Below are 18426 nucleotides of genomic sequence, written 5' to 3' on the forward strand. Positions count from 1 at the left end.
GGGTCAAGTGCGGCCGGCCACGGCGGCCAAGGCGTCGCTCGGCGCGGCGCCTTCGAGGTGGATCAGCGACCAGACCGCAAAGAACAACAACGGCCAGCGCCCGGTTTCCTGCGCCGCAAAGGCGGCGTTCGCCTCCGGCCCAAGGATGCGCCTCACCGCCTCGACCTGGCCGATCCGCGCGGCGATCTCGCCGGCGCGCGGCGCGATCCAGGCGTCGACCGGCACGGTGAAGCCCTTCTTGCGGCCCCAGGGATCGGCGGCGGGGCAAGCCTGCTCCAGCCACTTGCGCAGCAGCCATTTGCCGTAGCGGCCCTGGACCTTCATGCGGTCGGGCAGGGGAAAGGCGAAGTCGGCGACCTGCGGGTCCAGAAACGGCGTGCGCCCCTCCAGCCCGTGGGCCATCAGGCAGCGGTCCAGCTTCAGCAGCAGGTCGTTGGGCAGCCAGGTGGCGATGTCGGCCCACTGGGCCCGCTGCAGGCCCGAAAGGCCCTTCGGGGCCTGGGCCGCGGCGCGCCAACGCTCGACCACGCCCTTGTCTTCGTGACGCGGTTCGGCTGGGCGTCCGCCCAGCCAGGCCGGGCGCAGGGCGCGGCGATAGCGGCCGTAGCCGCCGAACAACTCGTCGCCGCCTTCACCGGTCAGGACCACGGTCAGCGTGCCCTTGGCCGCCTCGGCCAGCTTGTAGGTCGGCAGGGTCGCGTAGTCGGCGGTCGGATCGTCCATCGCCCAGGCGACCTGCGGCAGGATCCGCCAGAAGTCCTCCTCGCCGAAGCTGGTCTCGCGCCAGTCGAGGTTCAGCGCCGCCGCCACCCGCTCGGCCTGGGCCCGCTCGTCGCGGGCGCCGGGCGCGTCGAACCCGCAGGTGAAGGCGGTGACCGGGCGCGCGTTCAGCCGCGCCATGAGGGTGGCGATGGTCGCGGAGTCGATCCCCCCGGACAGGAACAGGCCGTAGGGCACGTCCGAGCGCTGGTGCACGCGCACGCTGTTTTCCAGCACCGTGTCGAGCCGCTTGATCAGGTCTGCTTCGTCGCCGCCCCGGGCCGGCGGCCGCGCGATGACGGCCGGGTGGACTTCGCGCGGGACGATCCTGCCGTCCACCACCTCGACGATTTCGCCCGGCGCCAGGCGGCGCAGGCCCTGGAAGATCGTCTCGCCGGTCAGGGTGTAATTGAAGGCCAGAAGTTCGCGCGCCCGGTCCGGCGACAGCTCGGCCCCGATCATCCCTGCGGCCAGGAACGCGCGGGGCTCGGAGGCAAAGGCCACCGAGCCCTCGTGCTCGAGCAGATAGAGCGGCTTGATGCCGAACGGATCGCGCGCCAGCCAGGTCCGGCCGTCGTTCCCGACCAGGCAGAAGGCGTACATGCCCCTCAGTCGGTGGAAGGCGGCGGGGCCTTCCTGGGCGTAGATATGCAGCAGCGGTTCGAAGTCCGAGCCGGTGCCCATCCGGCCCTCAAGGCCGAACTCCTGCGCCAGCTCGACATAGTTGTAGATCTCGCCGTTGCCGATGACCGTGCAGCCGGCGCCGTGCAGCGGCTGCCAGCCGCCCTCCAGGTCGATGATCGACAGCCGCGCATGGGCCAGGGATCGGCCGTTCGCCTCCTCGACGAACACCCCGTCGGGGCCGCGATGGGTCAGGGCCTCGATCATCGGTCGGGCCGAACCGTTCGCGCCGAGAATCCCGGCGATGCCACACATCAGACCGCCCCGTAGTCGGCGAACAGCCGCCGCCACTGGGCGACCACCGCGGCGGGCGAGAAATCGGCCTCCACCCGTTCAGAGCCGTTCTGCACCATGCGGATGCACAGCATCGGGTCGGCGATCATCCGGTTCACAGCCTCGGCCAACGCGCCAGCGTCGTCGATGGGGACCAGCAGGCCGTCCTCCGCGTTGCGGATCAGCGCCGAAGGGCCCTGGCTGGCGGCGGCGACCACCGGCAGCCCATGCGCCCACGACTGGATCACGACATTGCCCAGCGGCTCGTAGCGCGAGGGGAAGACGCAGATGTCGGCCGCTCGGTAGAGCGCCGAGGGATCATTGCGCCAGCCCAGGAAGCGAACCCGCGGCGCGACGCCCAGCGCCTCGGCCATGGCCCGCAGCTTGGCTTCCAATGGCCCGGCGCCGGCGATCCAGAGGTAGGCCTCGGGAATCCGGGCCAGGGCCTCCAGCGCCACGTCGTGGGCCTTGGCCTCGTGCAGCCGGCCCATGGCCAACAGCAGCGGGACGTCCTCGGGGGTTCGCAGCTCGGCGCGGTCGGCCGGCGCGGTGTCGGGCGGGGCCAAGGCGAAGTTGGGAATGTAGCGGACCTTGCCGGCCGGCCAGCCCTGGCTCACCACCCAGTCGGCGATGTCCTCGGTGTTGGCCACCAGCTCTTCGAAGCCCTTGTAGTACTTCAGGCTGTAATAGCCGCCCAGCCGGCCGATCCGCGCCCAGGGCCCCGACGGAGTGTGCCGCGCCGCCCGGTTCATCCAGGCCAGAGCCAGTTTCACGTCCTGGCGGCCGGCGAAGGCCTTCAGTTTCGGCCGCGTCAGCAGGTCGATGGGCCCGCCGAATCGGAAGACTCCGGTCGGGACGTCCAGCCGCCGCAGGGCCGCTTCGCGATTTGGATTGGCGCGGATAGCGGCGGCCTGCTTGACCCCGTCGTCGGCCAGGGCCGCGATCAGATCGAGGAAATAGGTCTCCGCGCCGCCTTCGCCGGCCGTTCCCAAAAGATGCAGGACGCTCATGCCGGGGCGACCCTAGTGTGGGCCGCGCTAAAACGGAATCCGCTTTTGGGCGACAGGTCGCATCCTACCCGCTTGAAGATGCGAAAAACCCAATCTATAACCCGCGCCTCGCCGAATGGCCCGGCGGCTGGGTAGCTCAGATGGTTAGAGCGGTGGATTCATAACCCACAGGTCGGCGGTTCGATCCCGCCCCCCGCCACCACCTTTTACAGGCGCGATTTCAAGCCCCCGTGGGGGCGGTGTCATCGCCTGATCCCTATTCCTGTTGTCTTTGCAAGGCGCACGTTCGATGTCGCGCAGAACATCGGTGCTGGCGGCGTCGCCAGCACCGACAAGAAAGGCGGGTCGAGCGGCATGCGCCCGACCCAGGGAATCAACTGCTAGGCCGGCGGCGCCGTGAACAGGGTCGCCAGACCGCTGTCCGGATCGCCGGGGATCGCGTAGCGCCGGGGAGTCAGCGCGTACGAGCCGTAGTCGCCCCGGTTCGGCATGCCGGCGTTCCACTCTTCCAAGGTGCCGGCGAAGTACCACTGGTTTTGACCCCACGGGCCTGCGCCGTTCGGTCCCCAATCCGCGTTGTAGGCGAACTGCGGGCCGGTGAGGTTCGCCGGGAGCGGCAACGTATTGTCGCCCCAACCCAGCGTGATCTCGCTGATCGCGCCATGAAATGCGTCATTGCCGCTGCCGTTCGCGAACGCGAAGAATCCGTTCGCGAACATGGTCGTCATCTGGCCGACCCAGGTCCCGTCCAGCGTGCCCGTCGACGAGCTGATGTCGACCTCGTACCCGCCGTCATCCCAATACACGGCCAGCCGCTTCGCGGTCGTTTGCGTGAGCGCCGAGCCGTCGAACATCATGTGCATGGTGATGACTTTGCCGACAGGCAGATCATCCAGCAGATACGGCGCACGAATGCTTTGGCCCACCGACCCGCCGAACGTAACCCGGAGCGCCTGCGTGGAAGCGGCGTAGACGCGGAATGTGGCCGTCGAGCCGGTAGACACGGATACGATATTCTCGTTCGCCGCCATCTTGGACTTCAGCATGAAGCGAACGGAGAACCGCCAACGGTTGAGCGTTTGCGAGCGCGGCGTACCACCTCCGCTGAACTGGCGATCGGCCTTGACCGCGCCCGAGTAGGCGAGGTCTTTGGAAATCGGTCCCGCCGGGAGTTTGCCGGTGTTGTTCGTGGCGGCGCCGACCGTCACGGTCGCTGGCGCTACCCCGCCAAGATTATGCACATAGCCGGCGCCAGGCGTGGTGTAGCCGATGGTGACCAGCTGGGTGTCGGTGGTCAGCGGAGCCGGCAGGACCGCGACGAGCGTGCGGTTGTAAGCGAACACGTTGTGGAAGGTGATCGGCTGGGCGGAGAACGCATTGGCGATCAGCGATGAGATGCCGACGCTCAGCCCGTTGACGCTGGTCACGAACGTATCCGCCGCGAGCGACCCACACTCGACGCGCTGGCCGACCCGAATTCCCGCTGCGCTGGCGACGGTGATCAGCGGGCTCGACACGTTCGTCGAGCCGCTCGACTTCACGCCGGACGCGGTCGTCGAGACAGGCGCCAGCGAGACCCCCGCGCCATCGACGGTTACGGCGAAGTCGGCTGCGACGGGCTGAGCCAGAAGTGAGAAGGGTTCGTTGAACTCGATCCAGGCATATCGAGCGTTTGCAGCCCGGCGAACCAGGGTCGGCGCGGTGGCGTCGCTGAATGCCGGCGCGTAGGTCTCGTAGTGGTCCCACACCATGAAGCGGTTGTAGGCGTAGAAGTACGGGTCGGTCGCCCGGCCACGATAGACCCACTTATTGTAATATGTGTCGCAGTATTCGAAGAATTTCGGATTATTCCACATGGTTTCGGCGCCAAGAAGACGCGCCACCAAGACCTGTGAGAGCCAAGGGTAGCTGTTGACCGTCCGGTAGGCGAGTTCATAGGCTAGGCCGCAACTGGCGAGGTTGCTGGGTTTGGCCAGCCAGTCGACGCTGTTCTCGCTCCAGTCCGGGTAGCCGACGGGAGCCAGGCGCGTATTGATCGGCTCGTAGGGCATGCTCTCGATCATCTCGCGCGTGATCGAGAAGGTGCACATGTCTTCGGCGAAGATGCGGGCGGCGCCGCCGTCGCACCATGCCGCAAGCTTGTTGCGTTCGGTGACGTTGGCCGCGTTGCGCAGGAGCCGCGCTGCGTAAACCAGCAGAATCTTCAGCCACTGGTGCGCGCCGCCGAAGCTGAACGTGGCGCTGGACCAGCGCCTGCCGGCCTCCGTGGCGTCATAGACGTCGAGCCCCGCCTGGATCAGCCGGTACGCCACGGCGTTGCGATCGGCGGTGCTGGTCCCCGCGGTCATGGTGAACAGCATCGCCTGGCTGATGTCGTTTGCGATATCTGCGCCGTACGCCTGCTGCGCGAGGTATGGAGCGATGCCCCGCGCATACAGTTGCTGGTTCATGTAGGTCTGAAGCGGGCCAAGCTTGGCGATCAGGTCCGCGGCCGTGAGCGTCGTCGCCGCGGCGGGTTTGGCGATGCTCGGCAGCACCGTCCAATCGATGTCCGACGCGAAGAAGATCGGCGTCTTGCTCGCGCAGCCAGCCCAACGGCGGAAGGCGCCGTCCGGGGGCGTGGCGTCCAGGATGGTCAGAAGCGACACGTTCTCGAGCTTCGCGCGGCTCGATGCGTCCACCCCGTCCAGAATGGACTTCGTTTTGACCAGAGACTTGACGCCGCTAAGGCTCAGCCCGGTCGCGCCGGGATCGAGATTGAGCGCGTGATCGTACGCGAACTCCGTCACCGACGGGGCGTAGGCCGGGGACTTTTGCAGGCTGTCGAAGCCTTGCGGAGTGACGCTTGGGTTCGCGCCGGAGCCGCCCTCGCTGCCGGGGTTGACCATGAGGCCGTGGACCCACCGTGCGGTATAGGTCTGCGCGTCGTTGTACGTGCCGTCGTCCTGGACGCTCGCCGGGACCGTACTCGTTACGACGCCACCAACGGCGAAATAGTCGCCGCTGATGAACTTGCCGACCGGGGCCGCCGCGGCGAGGTTCCAGGTGATGCCGCGTTCGGAGAAGGTCGCGAGGTTCTCGGTCGGGGTCAGCGCCGGCGGTTCGGCGAGATTGGCGACCAGCGCTGCGTGGCCGGTCGCGATCATGTCCAGGGCGTCTTGGTTCGAAATCGTCTCTGCCATCAATGGTCCTTTCAAGACAGCCGACTGCGGCCGCGCCGCCGTGGCGGCTGGCTTTCGCGGCAAGGTTAAGAGAAGCGCGGCCGCGCCAGGCGGCGCGCACCCGCGGGGGTGGGCGTCAGACTAGCCAGCTGGCGGTCGCCACGGCCCTCTCGCCATGGCTGGCCGCCCCTAACGGGCCGGTGGTTGGTCTAAATTGAAGGGTGACGCCAATGTGCGGCCGGGGCGTCGCCGGCGGTCTGCTGACCTTCGCAAAGGTTAGTCGAAAAAGGCCGGCGCATCAAGAACAAATAGTGAACATTTGGCCAATCTTGGACCTGTGCGCCGGGGCCTGAGCGCCGCCAGGAAGGGCGTTGCAGAGCGTCGCGGCGGGTCAGCCGGCGGCTGCTTCGGCCGCGATGGTGCGGATGGCCCGTTCGAACGCAGCGGCGGGCTGGCCGCCTGAAATCAGGTAGCGGTCGTTGATGATCACCGCCGGCACCGAGCTGATTCCGGCCTGATGCCAGTGGCGTTCGGCGGCGCGGACCTCGTCGGCGTAGCGTCCGCTGGCGAGCACCTCGCGCGCGGCGTCGGTGTCGAGGCCCGCGGCCTGAGCGGCGGCGACCAGCACCTCGTGATCGGCCGGGCTCTGGTTGTTCGTGAAATAGGCCTCGAACAGCGCACCCTTCAGCGCATGCTGGCCGCCCACGATCCCGGCCCAGTGCAGCAGCCGGTGCGCGTCGAAGGTGTTGTAGATTCGGCTCTGTTCGTTGGTCTTCATGGCGAAGCCGACCTCGGCCGCACGGGCGTGGATGGCGGCGCGGTTGGCGGCCGACTGTTCGGGCGTGGCGCCGTACTTCTGGCCGACGTGCTCGACGATGTTCTGGCCCTCCGGCGGCATGTCCGGATTGAGCTCGAAGGGATGGAAGGTGATCTGCGCCTGCACCAGGTCGTCGACCCTGCGTAGCGCCTCCTCCAGGCCGCCCAGCCCGACGATGCACCAGGGGCAGGAGACGTCGGAGACGAAATCGATCTTCATGGGCTGGGTCATGGGGGCTCCCTGGGCCTGGACGAACAACGCCCGCGCCGGGGGGAAGGCGCGGGCGTTTCTCTGTGGACGCGAGTCCCGGTGGGGGAACCGGGGAGGGGGTCTCGCCGTCGAACAAGAGATTGGGATCGGCGGCGCGAAGTTCAATAGGCGTTTGTCGCTACTGCGCCATTTCGGCGACCCATCGGCTCAGGGCGGCCATCTCCTCACGCGAGCGCGAGATGTCCTGGCGGATCACCACGCAGGCCGACGGATCGATGACGCCGTTCTCCATGTGAATTTCCAGCGCGGCGATTAGGGCCTCCTGCGCGGCTTCCACGCGCGAGACCGGATAGGTGTTGGACAGCGCACTACTCCCGATTGCAACAACCTTGGCCTTGGGCGAGGAGGGGCGTCAACTGGCGACGGCTTGTTTGTTGTGAACGCTCACATTGCCCGCAGGGCGCCAGTGCGCGATGATCGCCGGTATGAAACGAGGGGCGATTGCGTTGAGATCGTGGGTCTTGTTCGCTGTGCTGGCGGCGACGGCGGGGGGCTGTTCGCCGCGCGAGTTCAAGGACCGCGCCGGCGAAATCCAGCTCTGGGCCCAGCGCGGCTTCGCCGAATCGCAGGCCGACTACGGCGACAGCTTTCCGACCGGCGGCGGCGGGGGCGGGGTCTATCCGCGGCCGCAGACCGATCCGGCCGCGGAAAAGGCGGCTGCCGAGAAGGCCGCGGCGGACGCGGCCCCGCAGCCGCCTCCGCCCAAGCAGCAGTACGTGGTGATCATCCCCTGATCAGTCGGGGCGTTGGCCTTCCAGTTCGCGCAGCGCCTTGAGGCCGCGCGCATCGGTTGCGTGCCAGAGGGCCGGCAGAAAGCGGCGCAGGCCGGTGCGCCAGCGCTTGCGGTAGCGCCAGCGCTCGCCGTCGGCGGCGATTTCGAGTTCGTAGGCCGCGGGCGCCTTGTCCATATTCGATCCTCACGCGCAACGTTCAGGCCGTTGCGAGCAGGATCGGCGCCATCCTGGCGCGGGGGTCAGCGGTCGTCGCGCAGATAGACGACGTTCGAGCGGGCGGCGCTCATCAGATGACCGATCAGGAAGCCGGCCAGCGCGGCGGCGGCCAGGGCGACATAGGGCCGCTCGTGCACGAACAAATCGGCCTCCTCGGCGCGCTGCTTGGCCTGGACCTTCAGCTTGCCGTACTGGACCTCGGCCTCGCGGCGGGCCTTGCCGACCTTGTCTTCCATCACCGAGCGGGCGTCCCGCGCAAAGGTGGTGGCCGCTTCGGCCAGGGCGCCGGACGCAGCCACGGCGCTCTTCTGGGCGCGCTTGGCGGCGCGCTTGGTTTCAGCCCGCACGTCGCTGGCCGCGTCCTTGAAGGTGTCGGCAGCTTCGCGCACGGCCTCGCGGGCTTCGTCGCGTGTTCCATAGGCGTTGGTCATGGGTCCTCTCCGCTCGGTGGACGCGGCGCGCCCTGATCTCCTGGGGGTGAGCCCTTGAAACGGGAGCGGAAAGCGAGGGTTCCGATCGGCCCGGCGAAAAGGCGCCGCGGCGGCCTAGGCGCCACGGGTCGCAAAAATACTGGGCGCCTACATCAATCTGACATTGCGCTGCAGCAGAATAGGGGTACCTCGACTTTTGCAAGTGCACAGTTGCGTAGACCCTCGACGGGTCAAATTGAGGCAAGTCCGATGATCATGACGTCCCTTCGTGTTTTCCCGAGCCTGTTCATCGGTCGGCGGGAAGTCCTTCAGGCGGTCGAAAGCCCGGTGGTCTCGGAGAGCGAAGCGGGCTCGGTGTTCCTCTGCGGCGCCTGCGAAGAAGTCGTGATGACCGGCCGCGACAACGCGCAGATGCGCGACGTCGTCGTGAAGTGCCGCTGCGGCGAGTACAACCAGCTCTAGATCGAGACGATCCAGCCGCCGGTCAGGCTGGCCGAGGCCACGCCGACCAACACCAGTTGGGCGCCCCCGCTCAGGACGACGACGGTGTCCGCGTCCACCTGGCTCACGGTCCAGGTCGCGCCCTCGCTGACCAGCACGCGGTCGCCTTCGGCCCGGTTGAAGTCCATGACGCGGTCGATGCCCGCCTCGGACCAGGTATGGAAGCTGTCGGCGCCGGCGCCGCCCGTCATGGTGTCGTCGCCGCGGTCGCCGGACATCCAGTCGTCGCCGGCCTCGCCGTACATGACGTCGTTGTGCTGGCCGCCGCGCATGAGGTCTGCGCCGACGCCGCCGTACATCGTGTCGTCGCCCATGTTGCCATAGACGATGTCGGCGCCGTTCTCGCCGAACAGCAGGTCGTTGTGCTGGCCGCCGACGACCCAGTCGTCGCCGTCGCCGCCATAGGCGGTGTCCGCCCCCTGGTTGCCGTGGATGTCGTCGAAGCTCGCGCCGCCGACGATGTAGTCGTCGCCCGTCTCGCCGCGCAGGAAGTCCTGGCCGTCGCCGCCGTTCAGGTTGTCGTTCCCGACCCCGCCATAGATGATGTCGTCGCCTGCGCCGCCGGTCAGGGCGTTGGCCGCGGCGTTGCCGGTCATGGTGTCGGCGGCGCTGCCGCCAATGGCGTTCTCGATGGTGACGCCGACGGCCACCGCGACATTGCCGACCAGTCCGCCGACGTTCGAGAACGCCCCCGCGCGCAGGTCGATCAGCTGGCGGACTGCAAAGCCCGAGAAATCGAAGGTGTCGACGCCGCCGGCGTCCCAGGCTGCGAAGATCAGCTTCTGTCCAGAGGCGATCGCGTCGAACCACGGCCGGCCGGCGGTGGAGTTGAAGCCGTAGACCGTGTCGCCCGTGCGGGTCGACATGTTCGCCCCGTACTCCAATTGGGCGGCGGCGATGTCGTCGAGCAGCGGCGCGGCTGAATAGCGGCCGCCGAAATTGGCCCCGGTGTTCTGTTCTTCGAAGTAGCTCATCACCGTGAATTGGCGGGAGTCTTCGTAGTAGAGCGCATCGGCGCTGTAGCTCGGCTCGCCCTCGGCGTCGTAGTCGGCCGGGTGGGCGAGACCGATGGCGTGGCCGATCTCGTGGACCAGCACCATGCCGCCATAGTTGCCGGTGGTCGGATTGGTGTTGCTGCCCGAGGTCGAGTTCAACCACACGTCGCCCGACTGGGCGGAGGCGGCGCTGGAGCCGGGGAAGTAGGCGAAGGCGGCCGAGCCTTCGGAGCCGCTCGAATAATTGCCGAACAGGATGGTCGCAGAGTCGGAATAGGCCGCCTCGCTGCCGGTCCCGACCCCGACCCGCATGAAATGGATATTGGCGACGTCGCTCCAGCCGTGCAGGGCCAGTTCGGCCTGGGTGATCTGGGCGGCGTTGAAGCGCGAGAAGCCGGCGGTATCGTCCGGCATGGTGGCCGGGGCGCTGGCGCGGAACGCATAGGTGACGGTGGCGGGGGCGCCCAGCACGTTCGACCAGCCCGGCTCGCCGCGGATGATCTGGTCGGCCGCTTGCGTCACGGTGTAGCTCTGCTTGCCGTTGACCAAGCCGCCGCGGGCGTCGGCGTTGAGGAAGAATTGCGGGGCGGAATCAAGCGACATGGGTAAGCTCCGAGCGCCTCTGGCGGGCGCATGCGGCAGGTCCGGCTACAGGGCGCCGGTGTGTGCATCCACTCCTAGCGCCGTGAACTTGAAAAACAATTTACGCGGGCGTTGCTGCGCCCCACTCGTTCCACCCGGCAAAGCGCGGGGTTCCCGGCAGGTACATCGTCTCTGAGCTTTCAATGTGGAAACCGGCGTCCGCGATCGCCCGCGTCACCGGTCGGGTCAGGTGGCACCCGCCGGCCAGGCGCTTCCACGGCGGCTCTATGCGGCGCTGCCATTTGGCGACGTCCGGGTCGGGCGCCAAGCCGTGCTCGCAGTACAGCAGCCGCCCGCCGGGCTTCAGGACCCGGCGCGCCTGCGCCAGGGCGGCGGAGGGGGTATGCACGGAGCAGAGCGTGAATGTGCAGACGACGGTGTCGAACGCGTCGTCTTCGAACGGCAGCGCCTCGGCCGTCCCGTCGGCGATCGTCACGTTCAGCCGCGGATCGCGAGGCGCGGCCATGGCCTGGGCGCGGAGCTCGGCCGCGGGGTCCACGCCGGCGACGCTGGCGACCTTGGTCGCGTCGTAGAGCGCCAGGTTCAAGCCCATGCCGACGCCGAGCTCCAGGACCTTGCCTTGCGCCAGCGGCACGATCTTCGCGCGCTGCTTCATCATCGGCGGCGAGGCGCACGCGCAGGTCAGCAGCTTCGGCAGGATCCGGCGTTCGTAGAAATTGGCCATGCGCCGACGATGACCCCAGTCGGCGGGCGCGACTAGCCCTTACGCAGCGGCAGCGTCGTCGCTCGAGCCGCCGAGGTTTTCCTGCAGGGTGCGCAGCAGGTGCTCCGGCTTCATTGGCTTTTCGACCACCCCGTTCATCCCGGCCTTCAGATAGCCGGCGGCGTCTTCGGGATCGGCGTTGGCGGTCAGGGCGATGATCGGCACGCGGCCGGCGGCGCCGGGCAGGGCGCGGATCTCGCGTGTGGCGGTCACCCCGTCCATGCGCGGCATCTTGATGTCCATCAGGATTAGGTCGAAGCGCCCGGTTCGGGCGGCCTCCACGGCTTCGATCCCGTCGGTGGCCGACTCCGAGGTGCAGTCGAACATTTCGCACAGGGTCTCGGCGACCATCCGGTTGGTGGCGTTGTCGTCGACCACCAGGATGTGGGCGGCGCGCTCGGTCTGGCCCAGGGTTTCCTCGGCCGGGACCTCCTCGTAGGCGGTTGGCACAGCGACCTCGAAGACCAGGGTCTCGCCCGCCCCGACATTGGCCTCGGCCCGGACCTGGCCATGCATGGCGTCGACGATCTTGCGGCTGAGCGCAACGCCCAGCGCCGTCTCCAGCCCGAACAGAGCTTCGATTTCCCTCAGGTCCAGCGCCCGGTCGCCCATCACCCGGTCGGCCGCGCCGCGGATGCGGCCTTCCAGTCGGGTGGACTCGCCGTTGGCCACGGCCCTCAGCGTCGCCTCGACGGCGCCGCGGCGGACGCCGGCCAGCGCCTGGGCGATGAAAGCGTCGAAGATCTGGTTGATGCGCCCGCTGTCGACCATCACCAGCGCGTCGGGATCGCCGTCATAGGAAACCAGCAGGGTGACGCCGCCGTCGGTGGCGCGTTCTTCCCAGCGGGCCTGGACGTCGTCGGCCAGCTCTGCGGCGCGCCGCGGCTGTAGATCGAACGACAGCCCGTCGGCGGCGGCGGCCTTCAGGTCGGATGACGACACAAGGATCTGGCGCACCGCGCGGGCGGCCTCGGTGACGCCGGCGACGCAGGCCTGCGCGTCCGCGCCCATCGGTTGGCGGGCAAGGCGTTCGGCGAGAGCCAGAACGCCCTCCATCTGCTGATGGATTTCGCTCGTGACGCGCTCGTAGAAGAACTCGGGCAGAGACATGAACGCCAGGGTCCAAAGGGAACTTATGCTCAGCATGGGCCTAAGCGCTTGCGGAGACGTTAAATTCCACCCAGGGTTAGCGTAAATTGACGCTATGTCGAAAAGAGGCGTCGGGTTCCCGACAACGGAAAGGGCGGCGGGATTTCTCCCGCCGCCCTTCGCTGTTCCAGGTCTGGTCCGCCTTTAGAAGCGGTACTGCAGTTCGACCCCGTAGGTGCGCGGCTGGATCAGACCGCGGGTGATCGCGGTGCTGGTCTGGCGCAGATAGGTGTTTCCACCGACCACCAGGCCCGTGTTCGGGTTGGCGAACACCGCCGTCGGGTTGGTCGAGGACGTCGAGGTGAAACCCTCTTCGTCGGTCACGTTCTTCACGTAGCCGATGAGCGAGTAGCGGTCCTGGGCGTCCTTCCACAGCACCCGCAGATCGGCGGTGCCATAGGACGGCACGGCGAAATCGGGGTTGTCGAAGGGCTGATAGGTGGTCTCGTCGGTCCAGGTGTAGCTGCCCGACAGGATCAGCGAGCCCGGCTCGAAGTCGAAGGTGTAGTTGGCGTTCAGCGCGAACTTGTTTTCCGGCGATTGGTAGATCTTCGATCCGGCCAGGTCCTGGAACACCAGCAGCACGCCGTTGGTCACCGCGGTGCCGCCCGACGGACGCGCCGTCGACTTCAGGGCGCTCGGGTCCGCCGGGTCGTAGAAGCAGCAGCCCTTGGTGATCTCGGTGTGCAGATAGCCGTACGAGGCGGAGATCTGCAGCGGCTGGATCGGCTGCCACATGGCCTCCAGTTCCAGGCCGTAGGCTTCGGCGTCGACGTTGACGAAGTTGTTGGAGGCCGAGGTGCCGGCCGCGTTCAGCTGGGACAGGTTCAGCTGCAGGCCTTCGAAGTCGTTGTAGAAGGCCGAGGCGTTCAGGATCAGGCGCCCGCCGATGGTCTGCTTCACGCCCACCTCGTAGGCGTTGACGGTCTCTTCGTCGGCGGTCGGCTTCGGCGCCAGGGTGCCGAGCAGGAAGCCGCCCGACTTATAGCCGCGGCTGTACTTGGCGTAGACCAGGGTGTCGTCGTTCGGCGTCCAGTCGAGGTTCAGGGTGCCGGTGACCGCCGACCAGCTGTCGGACAGGTTCCGGAAGTTCTGCACGCCGGGGCGGGACGCGTCCATGTCGCTGGAAACGTCGACGGCGGCCGGGCCGAATGCGCCGGCCGGGTTGAACAGCACCAGACGCTGGGATTCGAAGCCGTCCTTCTCATCCTTGGTATAGCGCAGGCCGCCGGTCAGCGCCCACTGGTCGTTGAACTTGTAGGTCGCCTGGCCAAACGCGGCCCACGCCTTGGATTCCAGTTCGGCGTAGTTGTCGGCGAAGTTGCGGGTCGGGTTGGTCGACGGCAGTCCGGCCGCCGCGAGACTGGCGACGCCAGCCGCCGCGCCGTTGATCGAGCCGTAGTAGAAGGCCGGGGTGGCCAGCTGCGCCTGCAGCGGGCTGCCGAGCTGGATGCGCTGCTTGTACTCTTCCTTGTACTGGTAGAGGCCAAGGATCCAGTTCAGCGGGCCGTCGCTGTTCGACGAGAGGTTGATCTCGTTCGAATAGTACTTCTTGTGCTCGTCGAAGTCGGTGGTCAGGTCGCTGAAGACCTGGGTGCCGAGCGGGCCCGAGGCGTACGAAGTCGTGCGGTTGGTGCCGTCGTAGTCGCCGCCGGTCTGGTAGTTGTACTGCTGGAAGCCGCCGATGTACTTCAAGCTCGCCCAGCCCAGATCGTAGGTGATCGAGGTCGTGAACAGGTGGTTGCCGCGCAGCTGGCCATAGCCGTCGCGGTTGGTCGATTGCTTGTACGGATCGGCCACGCCCGGATTGGCGGTGGTCATGCCGAACTGGCCGTTCGGCACCAAGCCGCCGATCGGCTGGAACGGACGGGTCGTGTCGTAGGGGGTGATCTGGTTGGCGAGACGGTCGCCGACGCCGGTCGAGTCGTCCCAGTTCGAGCGCGAGTAGCGGGCCCAGATGTCCAGGTTGTCGCCCAACTCGGCCTCGGCCTGAATCTCGAAGTAGGTGCGCTTGATGGTGGCGCCGTCGTTGGCCCCGCCGATGTTCTCGATGAAGCCTTCGCGCTGCCAGTCCTGGCTGCCGCCGATCTTGAAGCGCAGGTTGTCGGCCACCGGCACCGAGAGGACGCCCTCGATCTTGGTGCGGTCGAAGTTGCCGTAGCCGGCGCGGATCTCGCCGCCGAATTCATGCGACGGGCGCTTGGAGATGGTGTTCAGCGCCCCGCCCATGGCGTTGCGGCCGTAGAGCGTGCCTTGCGGGCCGCGAAGGATTTCGGTCCGCTCGACGAACAGCGAGCTCTTGAACAGCTCCGAGGACGAGGCGGAATAGAAGCCGTCGGTGTAGGCGGCCACGCCCGGGTCGTTGCCGATGTAGAAGGTGTTGCGGCCGGCGCCGCGCAGCGACACGCGGTCGGTGCCCGAATAGTTCATGCCGGGCGTGAAGTTCACGAAATCCTGGATGCCGGTCATGCCGCGCACGTCGCGCTGCTCCGACGTGTAGGCCGAGACGGCCACCGGCACGTCCTGCAGCGCCTGCTCGCGCTTCTCGGCCGTGACGACCAGTTCTTCGATCTGGAAGGCCTCCTGCGCGAAGGCCGGCGCCGAAATTGCCGAAAGTGTCAGAACTGACGCGCTCAGGGCCAGCAGGGTCCGCAGGCGCGGGGCGTTGGTAGCCATCAAGTATCCTCCCTGGGCGGAGGGGCGTGGAGCGCCCTCTTCATTTCCGCCCGCATGATGTGTGTAATCCGGCGCGGGGAGGCGCCGAGGAGGGGGAGCCTCCGCCCGACTGACGTGGCCGTCAATGTGAACCCCGATAACTGAACGCAATTCATCGGCGCTTTTGAAGTTCTGTGGCCGAAATACCGCGCTTTCAAATCGCGCGCACAAAAATGACCGTCGTTCTGCGTGGGTTTATGAATCAAAGGAAAACAAGGGGTGGGCGCGCGTCGGCGCATGCGGGCGTCGTACCCAAAACGCAAATCTGCGTTCAAATTCCACTGTCACGCCAAAGAAAAAGGCCGCCGTCCCGAAGGGCGGCGGCCAAGGCCTTACGGCTGGGTAAATCAGGTCGTCAGAAGCGCTTCTGCAGCGACACCCCGTAGGTGCGCGGTTCGGTGTAGAAGGCGTTGCGGAACAGGCCCGAGGAGTCGTCGGTCAGGTAGAAGTCGGTGATCGCCTCCTCGTCGGTGGCGTTCTTGACGTAGGCGCCGACCTCCCAGCCGTTGACCGGGTTGCTCAGCGTCAGGGTCAGGTTGACGTTCTGCCAGTCGTCGATCCGATCCGGCTCGGTGTTGTAGATCCGGGCGAAGGTCTCGGTCTGCTTGTAGTAGTCGCCCCGGGCGGTCAGCGACCAGCCATTGCCGAATTCCCAGGTGTACTGGGCGCCCAGCGAGACGGTCCAGTGTGGGGCGTTCGGCAGTTCCTTGCCCTCGAGCGACATCGGGACGCCGTCGCTGACCAGGCCGCCGAAGGCGTTGGTGCCCACCGCCAGCGCGCCGCTGCCGATGTTGGTGCCCGCGCCGGCGGTCGAGACCGGGGTGCAGACGCCCAGCAGGGCGAACGGGTTGTTGGTGGCGTTCGAGACAGCGAGGGCCGTCTGGGCCGCGGCCATATTGACCACGCAGTTCGACGCCGCGCTCGACTTCACCAGCACCAGGTTCGGATTGCCGCCGGTGCGGTTGAAGGTGTCGATCGAAGATCCCTAACCGATCTCGGTGTCGAGCCAGCCGATCTGGGCGTTGAGGCGCAGGCCTTGCAGCGGTTGCCAGACGGTCTCCAGCTCGACGCCCTTGATCTTGGCGTCGATGTTCTCGTTGGTGGAGGCGCGGTTGACGATCTTCGAGACCTGATAGCCCTGGTAGTCGTAGTAGAAGGCGGTCAGGTTCAGGGTCATCGTGCCGTCGAGCACCGTGTTCTTGGTGCCGATTTCGTAGGCGTTGATGAACTCCGGGTCGAAGGTCGGCGGGCCGCAGATCACGCCTTGCCCGCCGCTGCAGGGGGAGTTCAGGCCCCCGGCCTTATAGCCGCGCGAGAAGAAGGCGTAGATCAGGGTGTCGTCGGTGAAGTCGAGGTCCGGCTTCCAGTCGAAGCCGATCCGGCCGGTCGTCTCCTTGAACTCCACATGCAGGATGTCGGGCGTGCCCGGAATGGGGCCGGCGATGCCGACGCCCGGGATGCCCAGGTTGACCTGGTGGTTCTCGACTTCCTTGTCGTCGACCGTGTAGCGCAGGCCGCCGGTGAACTTCAGGGTGTCGGTCGCCTGCCAGTAGAGCTCGCCGAAGAAGGCGTGCGAGCGCAGGTCATAGGGGCCGTAAGCGTCGTAGTAGTTCCGGCCGACGCGGTTCGGCTCGTAGTTCGGGTCGATAGACACGCACGGGGCGGCGCCGATGCAGTTCGGGTTGCCGGTGCTGAACAGGTTGTTGATCTGGTAGTAGCCTGTCCCGGTATTGAACATCACGTAGTAGTCGCCGGTCGCCTGGTAGCGAACCATGATCCCGCCGACGTTGAAGTTGAACGGGCCGTCATAGGCCGACTGCAGCCGCACTTCCTGGCTCCAGCCCTTGGTATAGGCTGAAGAGATGTCGCTGGTCGTGAAGCGATTGAAGGGCTTGTTCTGGGCGTCGTTGATCACGCCGCCGGGGAACAGCGCCGCATAGATCGCGGCGTAGCCGGGCACCGCGGCGAAGGCGTTCACCGGGTTAGGGCTCGTGTTGAAGCTGTTGCTGGGGACGTAGCGGTTGTAGTCCTGGCGCGTGTAGAGGTCGAAGTCCGTATAGGACGTCAGCCAGGTCAACCGCAGTTCGTCGGTCAGGTCCCAGTCGACGTTGAACTGATAGATGTCGGTCGTCGATTGGTAGATCGGGTCGAAGGTCGACTCGATGTCCCGCACATTGGTCGTCTGCATCTTGCCGGCGTAGGCGTCGCCGGTCTGGAAACCGCCGAGGGCGCCGAACAGGCCGCCCAGGGTCGCCTGCGAGTTCACCGTTCCCAGGGCGCCGGCCGAATAGAGCGAGGTCGCCGAGCAGCCCTGGCTGAACAGGCCGCGCTGGATCTGGCCTATCAGGCCGCCCGCCGCTGCCGAGTAGCCGAGGCCGCCGACGTTCGACGGGCCCAGGTCCTTGGTGCAGAACTGCTTGCCGATCCGCGAGCGGTTGTCGTCCTCGTCGAAGTGATCCCACAGGAAGTAGGCGTGGAAGGTGTCGGTCGGGTTGAACGCCAGGGTCGTGCGCGTGCCGAACAGGTCGCGGTCGTCGGCGTCGTTGCCGGTCACCAGGTTGTCGCCGAACCCGTCGCGCTTCAGCCACGAACCGGCGACGCGCAGGGCGAACTGGTCGCCCAGCGGCACGTTGATCATGCCGCGCAGCTTCATGGTGTTGTAGTTGCCGACCTCGCCGCGGATCATCGCCTCGAATTCGTCGATCGGCTTGGCGGTGATCATGTTGACCACGCCGCCGGTGGCGTTGCGTCCGTAGAGGGTGCCTTGCGGCCCGCGCAGCACTTCGACGCGCTCGACGTCGTAGAACTCGGTCTCGAACAGGTTGTTGGAGAGCAGCGGGGCGTTGTTCAGGTGGATGCCGGTGCCGGCGTCGCCCGAGCCGGCGACCAGCTTGGAGCCGATGCCGCGGATCTGGAAGTTGTAGCCGGTGAAGTTCCCCTTCGAGAAGTTGACGTTCGGAACGGCGATGACCAGGTTCGGACCGCCGTCGATCTTGGCCTTCTCAAGGGTGTCCTGATTGAACGCCGACACCGCGATCGGCACGTCTTGCAGCGCCTCCTCGCGTTTCTGGGCGGTGACCACCAGCTCCTGAATGACGTTCTGGGACCAGGCCGGGGACGCAACTGAACTCAACGCTACAGCAGACGCGCCAACGATCAGTGCGCTCCGCAAATGCAGAGTATTCAACATTCCAGGTTCCTCCCAAGACGCCCACGGCTCTCTACAAACCGGCCTGGTGCGTCACCTTTCGCCGCACGGAGAATTCGTCCTGGGTTGGCGGCCACACCCGCGACAAGGCAAAGGCTCGCGCCCAGTTGTGGAGTCTGTCAACGTGACGATGTTAAGTT

14 protein-coding genes and 1 tRNA gene are annotated in these 18426 nt (G+C 66.9%); 3 read left to right on the plus strand and 12 right to left on the minus strand.

Annotation, left to right across the window (positions count from 1 at the left end; genetic code table 11):
- Positions 1–3: 3 nt before the first annotated feature.
- Both asnB and O4N75_RS06305 read right to left on the minus strand, forming a co-directional pair.
- Complete coding sequence (gene asnB / locus O4N75_RS06300) at positions 4–1695, minus strand: asparagine synthase (glutamine-hydrolyzing) (RefSeq protein ID WP_269628500.1); 1692 nt, start codon at positions 1693–1695, stop codon at positions 4–6.
- Positions 1695–2723: a glycosyltransferase gene (locus tag O4N75_RS06305; RefSeq protein WP_269628501.1), complete on the minus strand. Its 1029-nt coding sequence runs from the start codon at positions 2721–2723 to the stop codon at positions 1695–1697. The genes asnB and O4N75_RS06305 overlap by 1 nt, the downstream gene beginning before the upstream one ends.
- Positions 2724–2848: 125 nt before the next feature.
- Here O4N75_RS06305 and O4N75_RS06310 point away from each other — a divergent pair.
- Positions 2849–2925 (plus strand) — tRNA-Met (locus O4N75_RS06310).
- 178 nt (positions 2926–3103) lie between these two features.
- Here the strand turns inward: O4N75_RS06310 and O4N75_RS06315 are convergent.
- Complete coding sequence (locus O4N75_RS06315; RefSeq protein ID WP_269628502.1) at positions 3104–5905, minus strand: hypothetical protein; 2802 nt, start codon at positions 5903–5905, stop codon at positions 3104–3106.
- A gap of 370 nt (positions 5906–6275) precedes the next feature.
- Entirely contained in the window at positions 6276–6932 is a 657-nt protein-coding gene (locus O4N75_RS06320; protein ID WP_269628503.1) for a DsbA family oxidoreductase, read from the minus strand.
- Between the two features lie 500 nt (positions 6933–7432).
- On the opposite strand from O4N75_RS06320, the gene O4N75_RS06325 reads away from it, so the two are divergent.
- Positions 7433–7705, plus strand: coding sequence for a hypothetical protein (locus tag O4N75_RS06325; protein ID WP_269628504.1), 273 nt, complete (start codon positions 7433–7435; stop codon positions 7703–7705).
- On the opposite strand, the gene O4N75_RS06330 is transcribed toward O4N75_RS06325, so the two are convergent.
- Both O4N75_RS06330 and O4N75_RS06335 read right to left on the minus strand, forming a co-directional pair.
- Positions 7706–7879: a hypothetical protein gene (locus O4N75_RS06330; protein ID WP_269628505.1), complete on the minus strand. Its 174-nt coding sequence runs from the start codon at positions 7877–7879 to the stop codon at positions 7706–7708.
- Positions 7880–7944: 65 nt separating this feature from the next.
- Positions 7945–8352 carry a hypothetical protein gene (locus O4N75_RS06335; protein ID WP_269628506.1) on the minus strand — a complete coding sequence of 136 codons (408 nt, stop codon included), beginning with the start codon at positions 8350–8352 and terminating at the stop codon, positions 7945–7947.
- A 255-nt stretch (positions 8353–8607) separates the two neighbouring features.
- On the opposite strand from O4N75_RS06335, the gene O4N75_RS06340 reads away from it, so the two are divergent.
- Positions 8608–8814, plus strand: coding sequence for a hypothetical protein (locus tag O4N75_RS06340; protein WP_269628507.1), 207 nt, complete (start codon positions 8608–8610; stop codon positions 8812–8814).
- On the opposite strand, the gene O4N75_RS06345 is transcribed toward O4N75_RS06340, so the two are convergent.
- The 6 genes from O4N75_RS06345 to O4N75_RS06365 all read right to left on the minus strand — a co-directional run bounded on the left by O4N75_RS06345 (position 8811) and on the right by O4N75_RS06365 (position 18211).
- Positions 8811–10451, minus strand: coding sequence for a M10 family metallopeptidase C-terminal domain-containing protein (locus O4N75_RS06345; RefSeq protein ID WP_269628508.1), 1641 nt, complete (start codon positions 10449–10451; stop codon positions 8811–8813). The two genes, O4N75_RS06340 and O4N75_RS06345, sit on opposite strands and share 4 nt — an antisense overlap.
- Positions 10452–10551: 100 nt before the next feature.
- Positions 10552–11175: a class I SAM-dependent methyltransferase gene (locus tag O4N75_RS06350; RefSeq protein WP_269628509.1), complete on the minus strand. Its 624-nt coding sequence runs from the start codon at positions 11173–11175 to the stop codon at positions 10552–10554.
- A gap of 39 nt (positions 11176–11214) precedes the next feature.
- Entirely contained in the window at positions 11215–12324 is a 1110-nt protein-coding gene (locus tag O4N75_RS06355; RefSeq protein ID WP_269628510.1) for a response regulator, read from the minus strand.
- 183 nt (positions 12325–12507) lie between these two features.
- Positions 12508–15039, minus strand: a complete 2532-nt coding sequence (locus tag O4N75_RS06360; RefSeq protein WP_269628511.1) for a TonB-dependent receptor — start codon at positions 15037–15039, stop codon at positions 12508–12510.
- A 394-nt stretch (positions 15040–15433) separates the two neighbouring features.
- A complete protein-coding gene (locus O4N75_RS21290; protein ID WP_348649528.1) occupies positions 15434–16015 on the minus strand; it encodes a TonB-dependent receptor in 582 nt (193 codons plus the stop codon).
- Positions 16016–16063: 48 nt separating this feature from the next.
- On the minus strand, positions 16064–18211 hold the full coding sequence (locus tag O4N75_RS06365; RefSeq protein ID WP_348649529.1) for a TonB-dependent receptor: 2148 nt from the start codon (positions 18209–18211) through the stop codon (positions 16064–16066).
- Between the last annotated feature and the right edge of the window lie 215 nt (positions 18212–18426).

Origin of the sequence: Phenylobacterium sp. NIBR 498073 (assembly GCF_027286305.1) — a bacterium.
Taxonomy (GTDB): domain Bacteria; phylum Pseudomonadota; class Alphaproteobacteria; order Caulobacterales; family Caulobacteraceae; genus Phenylobacterium.